The sequence below is a fragment of the Bowmanella dokdonensis genome, from assembly GCF_017254865.1.
Lineage (GTDB): Bacteria > Pseudomonadota > Gammaproteobacteria > Enterobacterales > Alteromonadaceae > Bowmanella > Bowmanella dokdonensis.
This window is the reverse complement of sequence record NZ_JAFKCV010000002.1, coordinates 110,441-129,512: the sequence shown is the minus strand read 5'-3', so window position 1 is coordinate 129,512 and position 19,072 is coordinate 110,441. Positions and strand designations below refer to the sequence as shown.

The window sequence follows — 19,072 nt, the reverse complement described above, 5'->3', positions numbered from 1 at the left end:
CCGCTACTACCTTTACCCGGTCCGCTACCCCTGGTGAGGTATATCGGGTCACTCCCCAGGGTGCGACAATCATTTGGTGTTCAGTGTCCCACTGATCCAACTGGTTTGTGATAAGAGTGTATTGAATGGCCCAATATTTGGAGAGAGTTTTCTCGCCGCTTTGTCTCTTGATTGCCTTGTGCTGGCTGGCTTTACCCGTATGGGGGGAAGCTAGCGGCCGGACTCTGGACCTGCAAAGACTGGAAAGGGTGATTCCCGGGCAACTGAGCCTGGGAGAGCCGCAGGGCGAGTTTGCCGTTCGATCCGTTTCTACGGACAAAGGGTTAGTGGGCTTTGTCTTTGAGACCATTAATGTGGTGGACATACCGGCTTATTCAGGCAAACCCATTAACATACAGGTGACGCTCGACACGGAAGGCAGGATCCTGGATGCCCATGTGCTGGAGCACCATGAACCCATACTGCTGATTGGTATTCCCGAACAGAAGTTGCACGACTTTACTGACAAATATCCTGGAGTCCTGGCGGACCAACGGGTGGTGGTCGGCAACAGCCGGGATCCCAAAGCGGTGACGGTGGATGCGGTGACCGGTGCGACAGTGACAGTAATGGTCGTAAACGAAGTCATCATGCGGGCCGCTCACCAGGTGGCGGTGTCCCTGGGATTAATCGATCCCCGGGTACAAGAACAGCAGGCCCCGGCAACCGTCAGAACCGATACCTTCGAACCCGCTAACTGGAGTGAACTGACCGGGGACGGACGTATCCGCCGTCTGCACCTGACCCGGGAGGATGTGGACAAAGCCTTTTCCGGTACCGGGGCCGCCGATGTAGACAAAGCCTCAGCCGGGCAGACAGAAGATACCTTCATTGATCTGTACCTGGGTTATCTTAATTCGCCGGTCATAGGTCGTAACCTGCTGGGTGAGAATCAGTACCGTTTTTTGATGGAGGAACTCAAACCCGGTGAGCATGCGGTTGCCGTCATGGGCCGGGGACAGTACTCCTACAAAGGCTCAGGCTATGTACGGGGCGGTATTTTTGACCGGGTACAACTGCGCCAGTTCGGCGACATCATCAGCTTCAGGGACCTGGATCATCAGCGACTCTATGATCTGGCCCCGCCGGATGCGCCGGATTTTGACGAGATGTCTGTGTTCATTGTCCGCGACCACTATCAGTTTGATCCCGGCTCCAGCTTCAGCCTGGAGCTTTTAATACGTCGCCAGACCGGACCGGTGGACGGGGTGTTCACCAGTTTTGAATTGTCCTATCAGTTGCCTGAGCCTTTGCTGGATCGTCCTGAGCCAACGGCTGAAGAACTGGCTGCCCTGGAAGAAGCCAGCCGGCCTATGTGGGTGAACATCTGGTATCAGCAAAGCTTTCAGATTGGCGTGATTGTCGCCGCCCTGGTGTTACTGCTGGTGATCCTGTTCCTGCAGGACAATCTGACCCGCCGCCCCAGATTTTTACACTGGCTGCGCCGGGTCTACCTGATCTTCACCGTCGTCTTTATCGGCTGGTATGCACTGGGTCAGTTGTCCGTGGTCAATGTGCTGACATTTGTGCATGCCCTGATGGAGGATTTCAGTTGGGAATTGTTCCTCATGGATCCGGTTATCTTCATCCTCTGGACCTTTACCGCGGCCGTTATCCTGCTATGGGGAAGGGGGGTGTATTGTGGCTGGCTGTGCCCGTTTGGGGCCATGCAGGAACTGATCAACGAAGCGTCCCGCAAGTTAAAAGTCCCCCAGTTTGAGCTACCGTTTTCAGTACATGAGAGGTTGTGGGCAATCAAGTACATCATCTTGCTGGTGCTGTTCGGCATCTCGCTGGAGTCGTTGGCGACTGCCGAGCGCTATGCGGAAGTGGAGCCGTTCAAGACGGCGGTCACCCTGAAATTTGATCGCCAGTGGTGGTTTGTGCTGTATGCCGCCATCCTGCTGGTGGTGAGTATTTTTACCCGCAAGGTGTTCTGCCGCTACATCTGTCCTCTGGGGGCGGCCCTGGCCATCCCCACTAAACTAAAACGTTTTGACTGGCTTAAGCGACGCAAGGAGTGCGGCGATCCCTGTAAGCTTTGCGCCATTGAATGTGAAATCCAGGCCATTCATCCCGACGGTCGCATTGATCATAACGAGTGTCACTATTGCCTGGATTGCCAGATGACCTATCACAATGACCGGAAATGCCCGCCTCTGGTGAAAAAACGTAAGCAGCGTGAACGCCAGGGCAAATCCGGCCCGGCCATTGGTGAGATACCGGTAGTCCAACTAGAACCCTAAGCAAGCATGCTATCCAAGGAGAAAATCATGAAGAACAAAGACGACAGTAAAGGTATCAGCCGCCGCGCCTTCCTCGGGGCAACGGCAATGACCGGGGCCGGCGCTGCCATGCTCGGCACTGTGGGCCTGGGCTCGGCAGTAATGAGTCGTGAGAGCTGGGCCGCAGCCGTCAAGGACGCCAAGCAGAAAATCCATGTGGAGCCAGGGGAACTGGACGAGTACTACGGTTTCTGGAGCGGCGGGCACCAGGGCGAGGTGAGGGTGATGGGCATTCCCTCCATGCGCGAACTGATGCGGATCCCGGTTTTCAATATCGACTCTGCCACCGGCTGGGGCATTACCAACGAAAGTAAAGCCATCATGGGAGAGAGCGCCAAGTTCCTCAACGGCGACTGCCACCATCCGCATATCTCCATGACCGACGGTAAGTACGACGGCAAATACCTGTTTATCAACGACAAGGCCAACAGCCGGGTGGCGCGGATTCGCCTGGATATCATGAAATGCGACAAGATGGTCACAGTACCCAATGTGCAGGCCATCCACGGGTTAAGGTTGCAGAAGGTGCCCCATACCAAGTATGTGTTCGCCAATGCCGAGTTCGTCATTCCCCATCCTAATGACGGCAGGCAGTTCGATCTGCAGCATGAAAACAGTTACACCATGTTCAACGCCATTGATGCCGAAACCATGGAAGTGGCGTTTCAGGTCATGGTGGACGGCAACCTGGATAACTGCGATGCGGATTATACGGGCAAGTACGCCGCCGCCACCTGTTACAACTCGGAGAAGGCATATGATCTGGGCGGCATGATGCGCAACGAGCGGGACTGGGTGGTTGTATTCAACATCCCGGCCATCGAAAAAGCCGTCAAGGCGGGCAAGCATGTCACGCTGGGAGACAGCAAAGTACCTGTGGTTGACGGACGTAAAAAGGGCGGGAAGGACAGTGCTTTCACCCGTTATATCCCGGTACCGAAAAACCCCCACGGCCTGAACACGTCCCCGGACGGCAAGTATTTTATCGCCAATGGCAAGTTGTCCCCCACCGTGACCATGATTGCCATCGACCGACTTGATGATCTGTTTGCCGATAAACTAAAGGATCCCCGCGAAACGGTGGCCGCCGAGCCAGAGCTGGGCCTGGGGCCCTTGCATACCACCTTCGACGGCAGGGGCAACGCCTACACGACGTTGTTCATCGACAGCCAGGTGGCCAAATGGAATATGGCCGATGCGGTAAAAGCCTATCAGGGTGAAGATGTATCCTATATCAGGCAGAAACTGGATGTACATTACCAGCCGGGCCATAACCATGCTTCCTTAACAGAAACTCGCGATGCCGACGGCAAATGGCTGGTGGTGCTATGCAAGTTTTCCAAGGACAGGTTCCTGCTAACGGGTCCGCTCCATCCGGAAAACGATCAGTTGATCGACATTTCCGGCGAAGAAATGAAACTGGTCCACGACGGCCCCACCTACGCCGAGCCCCATGATTGTATCCTGGCTCATCGTACCCAGATCAAACCTAAAAAGATCTGGGACAGAAACGATCCGTTCTTCGCCCCCACGGTGGAAATGGCCAAAAAAGACGGCATTAAGCTGGAAGCGGACAACAAGGTGATCCGGGACGGTAACAAGGTCAGAGTGTATATGACCTCCATGGCCCCCACTTACGGCATCACCGAGTTCAAGGTTAAGCAGGGCGATGAGGTGACAGTGGTGGTCACCAATATCGACCAGATAGAAGATGTTTCCCACGGCTTCTGCATGACCAACCATGGTGTCAGCATGGAAATCAGCCCTCAGCAGACCGCCTCTGTCACCTTTGTGGCCGACAAGCCCGGAATGCACTGGTACTACTGCAACTGGTTCTGCCATGCGCTGCATATGGAAATGGTTGGACGCATGTTGGTGGAGCCGGCCTGATGGCCCTCGGCCGGGCGGTTTTGTCTGCCCGGCCCCTTTGGAGCAGTCAATGCGTGTAAGTGGCTGGGCCGGGATGGCCCTGTTAGGCTGCCTGGTTTGCAACCCTGCAGCTTCGATGCAACCCGTGTCCGACCTTCCGTTGGAATCCCTGGGTAACGAGCGGTGGCTATTGCCCGCCGGGCAGTATCAGGGAAACTTTGTTATTGAGCAGCCCATGCAGTTGCACTGTGAAGAGGGGGCTAGATTCGACGCCGGGGGTAAGGGACACGGTTTGCTGATTCGGGCCGCGAAAGTGCGGGTGGAGGGCTGTAGCTTTGCAAACTGGGGAAGGAGCCTGACTGAAATGAACTCGGGAGTTTTCGTTTCTGCAGCCTCCCACCAGGCAAGCCTGCTCAACAACCACCTCGAAGGGCCAGGATTCGGCATCTGGGTGGATGGGGCATCTGACATCCTTATTCAGGGCAATGACATCACCGGCGATGCTGCCCTGCGTTCACAGGACAGGGGCAACGGTATCCATCTTTACGCCGTAACAGGAGCCAGGGTAATAGACAACAGGGTGCGTCTGACGAGGGACGGTATCTATATCGATACCTCCAACCGGAACCACCTGCAGGGCAACGTGCTCGAAGAGCTGCGTTACGGCATCCACTATATGTTTTCCAACGACAACCGGGTGATAGGTAACCTGACCCGCGGCACCCGCACAGGCTATGCCCTGATGCAGAGCCGCAAGCTGGAGGTGCTGAACAACCGTTCCGTGGAAGATCAGAACTACGGCATCCTGATGAACTACATCACCTATTCCACCATCAGCGGCAATCAGGTGGTGGCCGTTAAAAGCGGCAGTACCGGCGACAGCATGATCAGCGGTGCTGAAGGTAAAGCGTTGTTTATCTACAATTCCGTATTCAACCGCATTGAGAACAATCTGTTTGCCCATAGTGCCCTGGGGATCCACCTGACCGCCGGTTCTGAAGATAACCAGATAACCGGCAACGCATTTGTGAACAATCAGCACCAGGTCAAGTATGTGGCTACCCGCACCCAGGAATGGTCGGACGCGTCACGGGGCAATTATTGGAGCGACTATCTGGGCTGGGACAGAAACAGCGACGGCCTGGGTGATATTCCTTATGAGCCAAACGATAATGTGGATCGCCTGCTGTGGCTGTATCCACAAATGCGACTGTTATTGCACAGCCCGGCTATCGAATTGCTACGCTGGGTCCAACAGGCCTTTCCGGTAGTTAAATTTCCGGGGGTCAGGGACAGTTATCCCCTGATGGAAAAACCAGTTTGGCCAGAAAGAGCGAGTGTGTATGAAACTGATTGAACTGAGTAGTATTAATCAGTACTACGGTCAGATGCAGGTGCTGTCCAATATCAGCCTGAGCCTGGAGGAAGGGGAGGTGCTGGGGTTGTTCGGCCACAACGGGGCCGGTAAGACCACCTGTATGAAGCTGGTGCTGGGCTTGCTCAAACCCACTGAGGGGAGCGTGTCGGTGTTCGGCGGGTTGCCTACCGAAGCCCAGCGGCGACGCGCTCTGGGCTATCTGCCGGAGAATGTGACTTTCTACCCGCAACTGACGGGCCTGGAAACCCTGCGGCACTTTGCCCGAATCAAGGGAGCCAGCCTTTCCCAGGTAGAAGAGCTGCTGGACAAAGTGGGCCTGGCCCATGCCAGCCAACGACGGGTAAAGACCTACTCCAAGGGGATGAGGCAACGTCTTGGACTTGCCCAGGCGCTGCTGGGTCAGCCCAGGCTTTTGTTGCTTGATGAACCCACAGTGGGCCTGGACCCGATCGCGACCCAGGAACTCTATCAACTGATCGATTCCCTCCGATGTCAGGGCACCGGCATCATCCTGTGCTCCCATGTTCTGCCGGGGGTGGAAGCCTATATCGACAGAGCGGCCATACTGTCTCACGGCCAACTACAGGCAGTGGGGACCCTGGCCCAACTGGCCGAGCAGGTGGGATTGCCCGCCTGGATCCGGGTGAAAATAACCGAGCCGCAAAAATGGCATGATCACCTATCGGGGCTGGGACACCAGGTGCGCCTGCTGCCAGGACGGGAACTGGAGGTGGCCGCGCCAAACGGAGACAAGATCAGCTTGCTTCGGACCCTGTTGCACGAAGGTGTTTCAGACGTGGAAATCCACCGTCCTACCCTGGACGACCTGTACCGCCATTACGTCATCTGCGCAGCCAATACAGGGGGAAGCCTGTGAATATCTGGCATATTGCCCGAAAAGAGATCAGCGACGGGCTGAGAAACAGATGGCTACTGGCCATCAGTCTGTTGTTTGCCATCCTGGCCGCCGGCATAGCCTGGTTTGGCTCGGCCACTGCCGGACAGGTGGGATTCAGCTCCATCGCCGCCACTATTGCCAGCCTGGCCAGTCTGGCAACCTTCCTTGTGCCCCTTATTGCTCTGCTGCTGGCTTATGACAGCATTGTGGGCGAGGATGAAGGGGGGACCCTGTTACTGCTTCTCACCTATCCTTTGGGACGGGGACAATTGTTGTTGGGCAAGTTCGCCGGCCATGGAGTTATCCTTGCTCTTGCCACCCTGTTAGGCTTTGGCAGTGCAGCTCTGGCCATAGGACTGCTGGTGCCGGATGTGGATTTGCAGGTCCTGCTGGTATCATTTGTACGTTTTATTCTTTCGGCGACGCTGTTGGGTTGGGTGTTTCTGGCCATGGCCTATGTGCTCAGCGCCCTGGCCAGGGAAAAATCCACAGCCGCCGGGCTTGCGCTGGGCGTATGGTTTGTTTTCGTTCTGGTATTTGATCTGGCGTTACTGGCGCTGCTGGTGTTTAGCCAGGGAAAGCTCAGCCCCGCACTGTTGCCTTACCTGCTGCTGTTCAATCCCACAGACATTTTCCGGCAGTTGAATATTATGGGGCTGGATGAGAACGCCTCCCTTGAGGGGGTGATGTCTCTCGCCAGTGAGCTGCCCCTGGGCAATGCGGGGCTCTGGTTGAGCTTAATGATCTGGTTGGGGGTTATGCTCGCGGCGGCCCACTTTAGCCTTAAGGCACGGAAAATCTAAATTGAAGGAGAGTTTGCAATGAAGCGGTTCGTTATAGCCATCTTATTGCTTGGCCTGACAGCATGTGAAGAGGCGCAGGAAAGAGAAGACTTCCGGGCGCCTGTGGCGTTTCATGCCCAAGACGAGTGCCATGTGTGCGGTATGAGCATCACCAGCTTTCCCGGCCCCAAAGGCCAGGCGATCGAAGGACAACGGATACGGAAATTCTGCTCGTCGGCCGAAATGCTCGGCTGGTACCTGCAACCGGAACAACAGGCCAGGCCCGTCCGACTGTATGTGCATGACATGTCACTAAGTGAGTGGGATCTGCCCGACGATGAGCACCTTATTGACGCCAGTAAAGCCTATTTTGTCAGGGCGCCCCACCTGCCGGGAGCGATGGGCACTCCCATGGCGAGTTTCTCGGCCCTGGAGGACGCTCAGGAGTTTGCCCGGCGCAACGAAGGGCAGATACTGCGCCTGGAAGACATCAGCGCAGAGGTTTTGCAACAGGAGCACAATGGCTTCCAACCATCAAACCATCAGGAGTAACCTATGGGTATCAGTATCTGGCAACTGGCAATAGTGCTGCTGATAGTATTAATGCTGTTCGGCAGTAAGCGACTGCGAAACCTTGGCGGCGATTTAGGAGCTGCTATAAAGGGTTTTCGGACAGCCAGCAAAGACGAAGACAATTCTCTGGAAGACAAAGGAAGATAAATTGTGGTTAAGGGGAACGGCATCGGGTTTGGAGCAAGATTGCCGAAAGATTTTTGTTCAGCAACAGGAGAAAAGTAAGATGAAAAATGTGTTAGTGATGACCGGTTTAACGCTGGGCCTGATAAGCGGATCTGCGCTGGGTGCAGGAGATCCCGAAGCCGGAAAGTCGAAATCCGGCATGTGTGTGGCTTGCCATGGTACCGACGGGAATAGCCTGGCCCCCATGTATCCCAATCTGGCCGGCCAGCATGCGCAATACCTTGAAACAGCTATCAAAGCTTACCGTGATGGGCAGCGCACGGGCGGCACAGCGCCAATGATGATCCCTATGGCGGCAAACCTGAGCGATCAGGATGCAGCCGACCTGGCTGCCTATTTCAGCCAGCAAAAGCTGAAGCAGAAATAACCCTTGTCTGCGGATATCTGTGATCGGGAACTACTGCTGCTGGAACGTTTTCGGCAGCAGTGTATCCAGGAATTGAAGCTGGCTTATCAGCAGGCAGGAATGCTAGGACTTTGTGCAGAGGGCCGCTTCGAGGCGGCCATCAGCGCCATAGAATCACTGAACTGTGCAATACTTTTGACAGACCAGGGACCTGACAATAATCAGGGGACTGGGAGCGACTAAGACTGAGGAGCTGTGCGCCTTTTTGTCAGGCAGTGGTTATGCGTAACTTATTGGCTGGGGATGGACACTGCTGAGATACAAAGCGCCGATCAAATCCGACTGGGTGATCATGCCCACCAGCCGGTTGTCGGCATTCACTACCGGAATATGGTGCAATCCCTGGTCCGCAAGCTGCGGAATCAGGCTGACGATATGATCGCTTTCCTTCACAGTCCTGACCTGCCGGACCATAATATCCTCTACTTTGCTGCGTCTTGCCTTGCCATACTGCCGGCCCAGTAACAGTCGGTTAAGCTGGCGAAGAAAACCCCAGTAGTGGGGAACCCTGACCTCCTTGACGAAATCTGTCAGTGACAAGACCCCCTGCAACTCCCGATGGGCATCCACCACGGGCAACAGGCGGATCTTGTGCTTCCTCAGCAATTGCCAGGCAGTCGGCAGGGGAGTCTCTGCGGCCACACAAATCAGATCCCTGGACATGATATCGCTGCATAGCAGGGCACCAATCTTGCGCTGGGCGGCATGCAGTTGGGCCTGATGATAGATCTGCTCCAGGTCCTGTTCACTGACGTCCAGTACGCTCTGGTAGTGATTAAGGGCATAGAGGAGATCATCTGGTTGTAAGCCCAGTCGTTTAAGCGGACTCGGATCCTGATGCAGGTGTACCGGGTCCTGTCTGACCGGCTCCCTGGATAACAAACTGGCTCCCAGCAATCTGTTTAACAACACAGCCATCAGCAGCATGCACAGCACATTCAGCGCCACCGGATAAAGCAGGAAATCATAGCCTAGATGCTGCTCAGACGAGGCCAATACCGGCACCAGAGCGGTGGCGCCACCCGGTGGATGCATACATTCAAACACATACATAGCCAGCAGTGTCAGGGCAATGGTGACTGCGGCCATCAAGGCCAGGTCGTCAATAATATGTGAGCAGGCCAGGCCGATGGCAGCTGAAATAAGATGCCCTGCGGCGAACGACCAGGGCTTGGCCAGGGGACTGTTGGGCAAACCGAACAGCAGGACAGCCGAGGCTCCCATGGACGCCAGCAGAAAGACAGTGCTGGTGTTATCGGCCAGGGTCAGACTGGTGGAAGTCACTGCCAATAAGGCGACAAAAGCGGCTCCGGCCACCTTGAGCCGCTGGCTCACAGGGATACTGGATAGCCGCTGGCTGTCTGACTTGGTGATTCCAAGCCGTACCAGCACAGTCAGCAGCAATTTTCTGATGTTTGGCACTGGCGCTCCCAGGATAAAAATCGCGATTCTATCCCGTTGCACCAGTATGGTGCCATGACTGATTTAGTCTGATTCGTTAGATCTTATGGCTTTGTCATCGTCATGCACCAGATCAGGGCGTTTGCTCTGAGAATCTGAGCAAATAGGGTGCAACCCCCACCGGCATCCGGCCCGCTGGGACAATAATGGAGGTATATTGTACCCAGTGGGTTCTTTATACCCTGAAAGGCGAGGGTTGTACTTACCCTGCCTGGAAAAAGTTAATAATAAACAATGACATAAGTTTGGCCTGCCGGTTGCACAGTCATTAGGAACAACGAGCTAATCTGAACACAGGAGAAATTATGCAGTTGCTGTCTCAATCATTGGGCTCCCTGGCCACTCAACTGCCCGGCGCGACCCGGGTCTTCCACCAATTCAAGCTGGACTTCTGCTGCGGCGGCCAGCACACCCTGGCCGAGGCACTGAAAAAGAAAGGGTTGGAGCCTGGGCCCATTCTGGCGGAGCTGAACCGGCTGGCCGAACAACCCCAGCTTGGAAAGAACTGGCAGGAGGCAGGTACTCAGGAGCTGATTAGCCATATCCTGGCCCGTTTCCATGACAAGCATCGTATCCAGTTGCCCGAGCTTATTCGCCTGGCCAGAAGAGTCGAACATGTGCATGGCGACCTGCCGGATTGTCCGACCGGTCTTGCCGATCATCTTGAAGCCATGCAGATGGAACTGGAAAGCCATATGCAAAAAGAGGAGCAGATCCTGTTTCCGATGCTGGCTCAGGGCATGTTTCCTACAGGGCCCGTGTCGGTGATGCAGGAGGAGCACCTGGACCACGGTGAAGCTCTGGAGAGAATGCTGGCCCTGGCCCATGACCTTGAGCTTCCGCCCGGCGCCTGCAATACCTGGACAGCCTTGTATCTTGGCTTGCGTGAACTCAAAGAAGATCTGATGGAGCATATCCATCTGGAAAACAATATTCTGTTTGTGGACAGGGCAAGCGGCGAGGGCAGTTGCTGCGGTTCCTGCCACTAACAGGTTCTATGGCCCAATAGGGTGGCCGGCTTCACCGGCCGCCTGATCTCCCCATCATACAGCCAGTGCTTAGCCCTGCGGGAAGGCAGACCGATGCTCTGTACCGGCTAAGACTGCTGTAAGTGCCAGTTCTGTCTCAGGAGTTGCGATGCCTCCCACTATCCCCCAATGGCAGCCGTTAAGCAAAAACGCGCAGCAGGATCAATTGGCCAGTTATGACGCCCAGCGTCGACAGTGCCCGGTGGCTCACAGTGAAACCCTCCATTACAGCGTGCTGAGCCATGATCTGGCATCAGAGGTGCTGAGCGATTATCGGTGTTTCAGCAATCAGGCCGGCGGCCATTTATCGGTTCCAAATGGCATGGACCCACCTTTACACGGGGTGTTCAGACCAGTGATTGAGCCATACTTCTCGGCCGAGGCCATGGCTCGGTTTCGCCCGTTGTGTGCGGATATCTGCCAACAGCTGGTGTCAGAACTCAAAAAGGGGCAGGAGATTGATGTCATCGGCCAGATCGCCGAGCCGTTTTCACTGCAAATACAATGTGCCTTTATGGGTTGGCCTGACAGCTTGCAGACGCCGCTCAGGGACTGGCTTAAAGCCAATCAGCAGGCAATTCAGGTCCAGGACAGAACCCGCCTGACACAGCTTGCGAATGCGTTTGATGCTTATATCCAGGAACAGCTCACATTGCGTCGCCAGCGCAATTATAAGCCTGGGGTATACGATACCACCTGGAAATTGTTGCAGGATCATGTACAGGTGAACGGCGAACGTCGTCTCTTAAGTGATACTGAGCTGGTCAGTATTATCCGCAACTGGACAGTGGGGGAGTTGGGAACCATTGCCGCCAGTGTCGGCATCATTTGCTGTTTTCTGGCCCGGCACCCGGCTCTTCAGCAAACACTGCGTGAACAACCGGCTCTGCTCGGCAATGGCATTGATGAAATACTGCGGATTGATCCGCCGCTGATTGCCAACCGGCGAAAAACCACCATGCCGGTTATGCTGGGAGGTTTCGCCATCCCTGAAGGGGCGCAAATCACTCTGCTATGGGCGGCAGCTAACCGTGATCAGCACGTATTTGGACAAGATAATGGCTATGCGCCAGAACAGAATAAGGCTGATAATCTGCTTTATGGCGCGGGTATACATCAGTGCCCTGGGGCGCCACTGGCTCGTATGGAGCTGGTAATGCTCACCGAACAGTTACTGTCACAGACCAGCAAGTGGCAATTAGGCAGGACAAAACGGGCAGTTTATCCTGCCGGGGGATATCAGCGTCTGTATCTGCGTTTTGACTGATCTGTCTGTACTTTTTCTTTGCACGAGTTCAACCGCATTTAGAATCGCCACAGTTGAGGCAAGTCAGGCAGCCATCTTTAAAGATGGCCGCTTTGTGCTGACATTTTTTACATAGCTGCGCGGAGGCCGGAAAGGCACCCTGTTGTGGCATCTGGTTTGCGAGTTCCTCGCGCTTGCTGTCCAAAAAGGCTTGTTGGTGGGGATCCGGTTCGCTGGGCGGAATCAGCCCGATCTTGATCAGATGCTGTTCAATAACATCACCGATCTCAGCAATCAACGAGCCCACATAGCGGCCATGGTTCCAGTAACCGCCTTTGGGATCAAACACTGAACGCAATTCTTCGACAATAAATGTGCAGTCGCCGCCCTTACGGAATACTGCCGACATAATACGGGTAAGCGCCACGATCCACTGAAAGTGTTCCATGCTTTTGCAGTTGATGAAGATCTCAAAGGGACGACGGGACTCGTGATCCGTTCCAGGGTTTAAGACGATGTCGTTAATGGTGATAAAGAGTGAATGTTCCGACACATGAGACGGGGTTTTGAGTTTGTAGGTGGTGCCGGTGAGCATTTCCGGGCGTGCCAGTTGTTCATGCATCTGTTCGATGGATGGCTGAAGATCCGGCTCAGCCCCTGACTGGTCACTGAGGACTTTGAAAGAGACAATCTTTGTATCGATTTGCGTGGTCATTGGGATATCCGTTAAAACTTACCGTAGTAGCCTTCTTTGAGGGCATCGAAGAGGTTCGCCGCCGTGTGGGTTTCGCCGTCATATTCGAGTTTTTCATTGCCTTTGGCGCGGATCACACGACCATCCTCAAGGGTAAATTCATAGGTGGTGTTTTCCAGGTCCTGTTCTTTGACCAACACCCCCTGAAATACTTCTGGGTTAAACCTGAAGGTGGTGCAGCCTTTCAGGCCCTGTTCATAGGCATACAGGTAAATGTCTTTAAATTGTTCGAAATCAAACTCTGTGGGGACATTAATGGTCTTGGATATGGACGAGTCTATCCAGCGCTGGGCTGCGGCCTGCACATCCACATGCTCGCGTACCGGGATCTGATCTGCGCTGACAAAATATTCCGGCAGTTGGTTGTCAGGATCATCGCTGTACGGCATGGCATTGGGATTGACCAGGGCGCGGTAGGCCAGTAATTCGTATGAATAGACATCGACACTTTCCTTACTCTTTTTGCCTGGTCGAATCAGATTGCGACTGTAGTGATGGGCAAAGCTGGGCTCGATGCCATTGCTGGCATTGTTGGCCAGCGACAACGAAATTGTGCCGGTGGGGGCGATGGAGCTGTGATGGGTAAAACGTGCACCGACTTCGCAAAGTTCTTCCACCAACTGTGGATCGATTTCGGCAATCTGCTGCATGTAACGGCTGTACCGGGCGTGTAAGATCCGTCCGGGCAGGGTATCGCCTGCTTTGACACCGTCTTTGCCCAGTTGGGGATTAACCGTCAGCATTTTTGGGGTGATAGTAAATTCCTGCTCCATAATGGGAGCTGGACCTTTTTCTCTGGCCAGTGACAGGGCTTCGCGCCAGCCGGTCAGGGCCAGTTCCTGGCTCACCTGTTCGGTAAAGGCCACCGAGGCCGGGCTGCCATACTTGATCCCAAGCATGGTCAGAACCGAGCCCAACCCCAAAAAACCCATGCCATGACGGCGCTTGTGTTCGATCTCATGACGTTGCTGAGGTAATGGCAGGTGATTAATGTCCACCACGTTATCGAGCATGCGGGTAAAGATCGCCACCACTTGCTTAAATTTCTGCCAGTCGAATGCGGCCTTATCAGTGAACGGCTGTTCAATAAAGGCGGTGAGATTCACCGATCCCAGCAGGCAGGCGCCATAGGGCGGCAACGGCTGCTCTCCACAAGGATTGGTTGCCCGGATATGTTCGCAAAACCAGTTATTATTCATCTGGTTCACTTTGTCGATCAGGATAAAGCCGGGCTCGGCGAAGTCGTAGGTGGAGGACATGATCAGGTCCCACAGCCGCCGTGCCGGCAGCGTCTGATAAATGCGACAGGCCACCTCGCCCCGTTCGTTCTCCGCATAGTCCTCGCTGACGGGCCAGTGCGCCCAGACCAGCTCGTCTTGGGGAATGAGTCCGCTGTCCAGTTCGGCTTTTCTCAGCGGAAAAATCAGCTGCCAGGGCTGGTCATGCTTCACACTGTGAATAAAATCTTCGGTGATCAGCAACGACAGATTGAACTGGCGCAGACGGCCATCTTCCCGCTTGGCCTTGATAAACTCCAGCACATCGGGATGGCGGATATCCATAGTGCCCATTTGGGCGCCACGCCGGCCACCTGCAGAGGAGACGGTAAAGCACATTTTGTCGTAGACATCCATAAAGGACAGCGGCCCTGAGGTATGGGCACCGGCCCCGGTTACAAACGCGCCGCTGGGTCTGAGGGTGGAAAAGTCATAGCCGATGCCGCACCCGGCCTTCAAAGTCAGGCCTGCCTGATGCAACTTACCCAGAATATCGTCCATGGAGTCATAGATGGTGCCGGAAACCGTACAGTTGATGGTGGAGGTAGCGGGCTTGTATTGCTGTGCCCCGGCATTGGAGGTAATTCTTCCGGCGGGAATGGCGCCATTTTCCAGCGCCCAGATAAACTTTTTCTGCCACTTTTGTGGGTCCTTTTCGTTTTCCGCCAGTGCCTTGGCGACGCGTTCATAAGTGGCCCGGATATCTTTATCGACGGGTTTACCTTCGCTACATTTAAGGCGGTATTTTTTATCCCAGATATCCAGTGAGGTGCCTTGTAATTCCAGCATGGGGTTCTCCTAAGCCGACCAGGTGCCGACAAGTTGTCGATAAACGAATTATAACTATATATTGTGGTCTGGATATTAAACATGACCCATATATAGTGTTTGATCTGGATCAATGATGAGAAGGAACAACGGGAACGGACCAGATGGGATTGCTGAGCTTTCTACGGCGTTATCTGAAAGTTTTTTACTGTTCGTCACGCCGGCCCCTTCATTTCTGGCAGCAAGAAGCATCAGGCAGCACTCCCCAGCAGCTTTCCCTGGGGTAGGTGTTCCTTAAGAAGCCTTTGCGTCATGCTTCTTATCAGCGAAGACACCACCTGGCCGGCTTGTGACATGCTGAGCTGGCAGGTCCGGGCGGTTTTTGCGTCCCCTTCAATCGTCGCTTTGACTGCCAGCAGGGCAAATTCATGCAGTTGTTGGTGCGGTGGGTCGAGTTGCCTGAACTCGGCCATGCCCGCAAACACCTGCCCGAACATGGGGTTGTAGTACCAACGTCCGATACCACACTCCTCCTTGCCTGCCACCCGTTCAATGTCCGCTGCCAGATGGCCCGCTACCATACGCTGGACCATGACCATCAGCTGAAACTCCTCAATATTGCCCAGTTCGATCTCCGCCAGCAGCGCACTCTTGACCAGGCTGTTGCGGCTGTTCTGCATGTCCGTCAACTGACTCTCCATATGGCGGATATGCTGCTCCACACTCAGCAGGTTTTCCCGGGTCAGCGTCATGTCCTGCTGACTCCTGGCGTGGGTGGCCTCGACTTTGGCATCGATTTCGGCCAGCTTACGCGCAATTTCTCCTGTCAGCAGGCCGGTTCTCTGCGCCAGGGTCCTGACTTCATTGGCGACCACCGTGAAGCCCCGACCATGGTTCCCGGCCCGGGCCGCTTCGATATTGGCATTGAGAGACAACAGGTTGGTGGTTTGGGCTACCTCGTTCACATTGTCCGAAATATGCCGGATCTGTCCGGTATCCTGTTTCAGGGCCTGGATATCGCTGTCCATCTGATGGGCCCGTTCCAGCACCATGGCCAGGCTCTGACTGATTTCTCCCATGGAGTGCTGAACATGCAGTGAACGCTTGCCCAGATGGGTGAGATTGTCCCGCTCGGCGGCCAGGAACTGTTGCAGTTGCGAGAAACTCTGCCGGTAGCCGTCCAGCGAGATGGCAAAGTCCGACAGCATGGCTGACTGCTCCTGATACGCGCTGGCGTAGCGGCTGAGCCGGTCATTCTTTGACTGACACAGACTTAACCTGTCCTCCAGCATCCTGTTGGTTCGTTGCTGTTCGGCAAGCAGAGTCCGGGTCTGGTTCAACTGTCGCTGCGTATCGGCACTGATACCTGCTTTGAGACTGGCCAGTAATCCCATTACTACACCTCCAGATGTTGTTCATGCCGGCCCACACACCGAAGCACATAGGCAATTTTCAGCAGGGTGGCGGCGAAGATCAGGCTGATATGGGCGCCTATCTGCGTGGCCATGCTGAAATCATCAGGGGCCAGATAACCTACCCAGATGGTCAGCAGCATGATGGCTACTGACAGGACGAGCAGGATCTCGGCAATTCGGGTTAAGAAAGGAAACTTCATCTTTACCTCTCAAAGGCGGGCCTTGGCCCGCCTGTTTGAATGACTAATGCTCTTCCACTATTTCGGCAGGGATCCGGCTTGAGGCGTCATCCAGACCCAACAAGCCCCGAACCACCTGCCAACTGACAGCCAGGGCGCCGACGATAAAGATCACATCGCCGAGAGTCCGGACCCAACGCAAGGTTTCCAACAGCGGCATCTGCATAAAGGCTTCACTGCGGGCGTACCAGAATCCCTCTGAAACGCTGGCGTAGAACTGCAATACACCAATGGGCAGCAAGCTGGTGAACAGCATCAGCACCAGGCCGCCGTTAAGCCACCAAAATGCGGTTTTCATCAGCCTTTCGCTGAATTGCATATTGGGTCGGATATAGCGCAGCACCAGCAGGGCAAAGCCCAGGGCCAGGAAGCCATAGACCCCGAACAGTGCGGCATGGGCATGGGTAGCCGTGGTATTCAGACCCTGTACATAGTAGAGGGACACGGGTGGGTTGATCATAAAGCCGAATACGCCTGCGCCCAGCATGTTCCAGAATGACACGGCAACGAAGAACAGCAGTGGCCACTTGATCTGTTGCATCCAGGGGGCCCGCTGTTTCAGGCGCCAGTTTTCAAAAGCCTCATAACCGAGCACCACCAGGGGCACCACTTCCAGAGCGCTGAAGGTGGCGCCAACCGCCATGACCGGAGTGGTGGTGCCGGAGAAGTACAGGTGATGGAAAGTGCCGGGTACGCCACCGAGCATAAACAGAGAGGCCGAGGCCAGGCTGGCGGAGGTGGCGACAGTGCGGGACACCAGCCCCATGCTGCAGAAGATAAAGGCCAGGGCGGCAGTGGCGAATACCTCGAAGAAGCCTTCCACCCACAGATGAACGATCCACCAACGCCAGTATTCCATGATTGACAGATGGGTACGTTCGCCGTAGAAGAAGCCGGCACCGTAGAACAGGCCGATAGCCACCACTGAGGCAGTGAGCAGGGCCAGCAGATTACGATCGCCTGGCTGGCGAAGGGCAGGGATGATGCCGCGCAGCATCAACCCCAGCCAGAAGACGATGCCGGTAAATTTGCCAATTTGCCATAAACGCCCAAGATCGACGAATTCATAGCCCTGGTGGCCCAGCCAGAAATTCCACTGGGGCGGCATAATCTGCGCGATGGCCAGATAATTGCCAATAAAGGATCCCGCCACTACGACCACTAGCGCCCAGAACAGGATGTCCACACCCAGTTTCTGGTATTTGGGATCCCTGCCGCCGTTGATAACAGGCGCCAGGAACAGCCCTGCGGTGAGAAAACCGGTGGCAATCCAGAACAGCGCCGACTGAATGTGCCAGGTTCTCACCAGGGAGTAAGGGAAGTACTGGGAGATATCCAGGCCGTAAAACTGCTGACCCTCCACTGTATAGTGCGCAGTAAAACCGCCCAGGAAGACCTGAAAGGTAAACAGGGCCACCACCAGAAATACGTACTTGCCCAGGGCTTTTTGTGACGGGGTCAGCTTAACCAGGCTGAGCGGATCCTGCTTGGGAGCTGCAGGCTCGTCGTCTTCTTTTCTCAGAAACGCCCACGCCCACACCAGACCGCCCACACCGGCAATCAGCAGCACAATGGAGACTATGGACCAGAGAATATTCTCCCCGGTGGGCTGATTATCGATAAGGGGTTCATGAGGCCAGTTATTGGTGTACGTGGCGCTGGAATCCGGTCGTTCAGTGGCGGCGGCCCAGGCCGTCCAGAAGAAGAAATTTGCCAGGCGTGCGCGTTTCTGAGCATCCGGCAGTGTGTTTTCCTTCATGGCAAAACTTTCCCGGCTGCCCTGCAAAGAGGGGTGATCGCTGAACAGCCTGTCGTAATAGCCGGCAACCTCTGCCATGGCGGCGGCACGACGCTCTGATACCAGCAGGCTGCCATCGGATTGCAGCCCGTTAGTACGGTACGCCTGCTTCAGGCGATACTGCAACAGCGCCTTTTGTTCTCCATTCAGTCTGTCATAGGCGAGCTGATACTGATCTGCGGCAGCCAGTTCCAGCCAGGCCAGTAATTCACGGTGCAACCAATCCGCCGTCCAGTCCGGCGCCTGATAAGCCCCGTGGCCCCAGATTGACCCCAGTTGCATGCCGCCCACCGATTGCCAGGCAGACTGGCCATCCAGGATCTGCTCGTGGCTCATCAGCACGGATCCTGAAGGAGTGACCACCTGCACGGGAATGGGCGGTGCCTGTCGGTACACCTCGCGGCCAAAATAGCCGAGCATGGCGAAGGTGACGGCCAGGATGCCGATAAGCAGAAACCAAAATCGACGGTAGCTACCCATGGCTTACCCCCTGAATCACATTGTCTGCCCCTTGCTGAGGGGCCGGTTTGAATGTCGTATTTACCATCTGAGGACTCCTGAGTTGTTCTATGCTTCTCCTCAGAGGTATGGCAATGCCTGTGCCATGAACTATTTTATTGATATTTATCACTTTGTTAATGAGCATGGTTAATCTGACCCGATTCTGATA

The 19,072-nt window shown here is 55.1% G+C and carries 16 protein-coding genes; 10 read left to right on the top strand and 6 right to left on the bottom strand.

Annotated elements, in window-relative coordinates; translation table 11 throughout:
- Positions 1-125 precede the first annotated feature (125 nt).
- The 8 genes from nosR to J0A66_RS03755 all read left to right on the top strand — a co-directional run bounded on the left by nosR (position 126) and on the right by J0A66_RS03755 (position 8,377).
- Positions 126-2,285 carry a transcriptional regulator NosR gene (gene nosR / locus J0A66_RS03790; protein WP_206572462.1) on the top strand — a complete coding sequence of 720 codons (2,160 nt, stop codon included), beginning with the start codon at positions 126-128 and terminating at the stop codon, positions 2,283-2,285.
- Between the two features lie 27 nt (positions 2,286-2,312).
- Positions 2,313-4,214 (top strand): TAT-dependent nitrous-oxide reductase, encoded by a 1,902-nt coding sequence (gene nosZ, locus J0A66_RS03785; RefSeq protein ID WP_206572461.1) that lies wholly within the window; start codon positions 2,313-2,315, stop codon positions 4,212-4,214.
- Between the two features lie 49 nt (positions 4,215-4,263).
- Entirely contained in the window at positions 4,264-5,550 is a 1,287-nt protein-coding gene (locus tag J0A66_RS03780) for a nitrous oxide reductase family maturation protein NosD (protein WP_241264009.1), read from the top strand.
- Positions 5,537-6,448, top strand: coding sequence for an ABC transporter ATP-binding protein (locus J0A66_RS03775; RefSeq protein WP_206572460.1), 912 nt, complete (start codon positions 5,537-5,539; stop codon positions 6,446-6,448). Before J0A66_RS03780 ends, J0A66_RS03775 begins: the two co-directional genes overlap by 14 nt.
- Positions 6,445-7,272, top strand: a complete 828-nt coding sequence (locus J0A66_RS03770) for an ABC transporter permease subunit (protein ID WP_206572459.1) — start codon at positions 6,445-6,447, stop codon at positions 7,270-7,272. The genes J0A66_RS03775 and J0A66_RS03770 overlap by 4 nt, the downstream gene beginning before the upstream one ends.
- Positions 7,273-7,290: 18 nt before the next feature.
- Positions 7,291-7,803 carry a nitrous oxide reductase accessory protein NosL gene (locus tag J0A66_RS03765; RefSeq protein WP_206572458.1) on the top strand — a complete coding sequence of 171 codons (513 nt, stop codon included), beginning with the start codon at positions 7,291-7,293 and terminating at the stop codon, positions 7,801-7,803.
- Positions 7,804-7,806: 3 nt separating this feature from the next.
- Complete coding sequence (gene tatA, locus J0A66_RS03760) at positions 7,807-7,971, top strand: twin-arginine translocase TatA/TatE family subunit (protein ID WP_206572457.1); 165 nt, start codon at positions 7,807-7,809, stop codon at positions 7,969-7,971.
- Positions 7,972-8,050: 79 nt separating this feature from the next.
- A complete protein-coding gene (locus J0A66_RS03755) occupies positions 8,051-8,377 on the top strand; it encodes a c-type cytochrome (RefSeq protein ID WP_206572456.1) in 327 nt (108 codons plus the stop codon).
- Between the two features lie 258 nt (positions 8,378-8,635).
- On the opposite strand, the gene J0A66_RS03750 is transcribed toward J0A66_RS03755, so the two are convergent.
- Positions 8,636-9,838 carry an HPP family protein gene (locus J0A66_RS03750; protein WP_206572455.1) on the bottom strand — a complete coding sequence of 401 codons (1,203 nt, stop codon included), beginning with the start codon at positions 9,836-9,838 and terminating at the stop codon, positions 8,636-8,638.
- A gap of 344 nt (positions 9,839-10,182) precedes the next feature.
- Here J0A66_RS03750 and ytfE point away from each other — a divergent pair, with 344 nt between their 5' ends.
- Together ytfE and J0A66_RS03740 are read left to right on the top strand one after the other, a co-directional pair.
- On the top strand, positions 10,183-10,866 hold the full coding sequence (ytfE, locus tag J0A66_RS03745; RefSeq protein WP_206572454.1) for an iron-sulfur cluster repair protein YtfE: 684 nt from the start codon (positions 10,183-10,185) through the stop codon (positions 10,864-10,866).
- Between the two features lie 148 nt (positions 10,867-11,014).
- Complete coding sequence (locus tag J0A66_RS03740) at positions 11,015-12,172, top strand: cytochrome P450 (protein WP_206572453.1); 1,158 nt, start codon at positions 11,015-11,017, stop codon at positions 12,170-12,172.
- A 28-nt stretch (positions 12,173-12,200) separates the two neighbouring features.
- Here J0A66_RS03740 and J0A66_RS03735 read toward each other — a convergent pair whose 3' ends face one another.
- From J0A66_RS03735 to J0A66_RS03715, 5 genes are all read right to left on the bottom strand, one after another.
- Positions 12,201-12,866 (bottom strand): TSCPD domain-containing protein, encoded by a 666-nt coding sequence (locus J0A66_RS03735; protein WP_206572452.1) that lies wholly within the window; start codon positions 12,864-12,866, stop codon positions 12,201-12,203.
- Positions 12,867-12,877: 11 nt separating this feature from the next.
- The gene (locus J0A66_RS03730) at positions 12,878-14,971 is read right to left on the bottom strand and encodes an adenosylcobalamin-dependent ribonucleoside-diphosphate reductase (RefSeq protein ID WP_206572451.1); all 2,094 of its coding nucleotides are present in this window, start codon (positions 14,969-14,971) and stop codon (positions 12,878-12,880) included.
- Between the two features lie 230 nt (positions 14,972-15,201).
- Positions 15,202-16,344 carry a methyl-accepting chemotaxis protein gene (locus J0A66_RS23540; protein WP_206572450.1) on the bottom strand — a complete coding sequence of 381 codons (1,143 nt, stop codon included), beginning with the start codon at positions 16,342-16,344 and terminating at the stop codon, positions 15,202-15,204.
- Positions 16,345-16,346: 2 nt separating this feature from the next.
- Positions 16,347-16,565 carry a hypothetical protein gene (locus J0A66_RS03720; RefSeq protein WP_206572449.1) on the bottom strand — a complete coding sequence of 73 codons (219 nt, stop codon included), beginning with the start codon at positions 16,563-16,565 and terminating at the stop codon, positions 16,347-16,349.
- 43 nt (positions 16,566-16,608) lie between these two features.
- Positions 16,609-18,882 carry a nitric-oxide reductase large subunit gene (locus tag J0A66_RS03715; RefSeq protein WP_206572448.1) on the bottom strand — a complete coding sequence of 758 codons (2,274 nt, stop codon included), beginning with the start codon at positions 18,880-18,882 and terminating at the stop codon, positions 16,609-16,611.
- Positions 18,883-19,072: the final 190 nt, after the last annotated feature.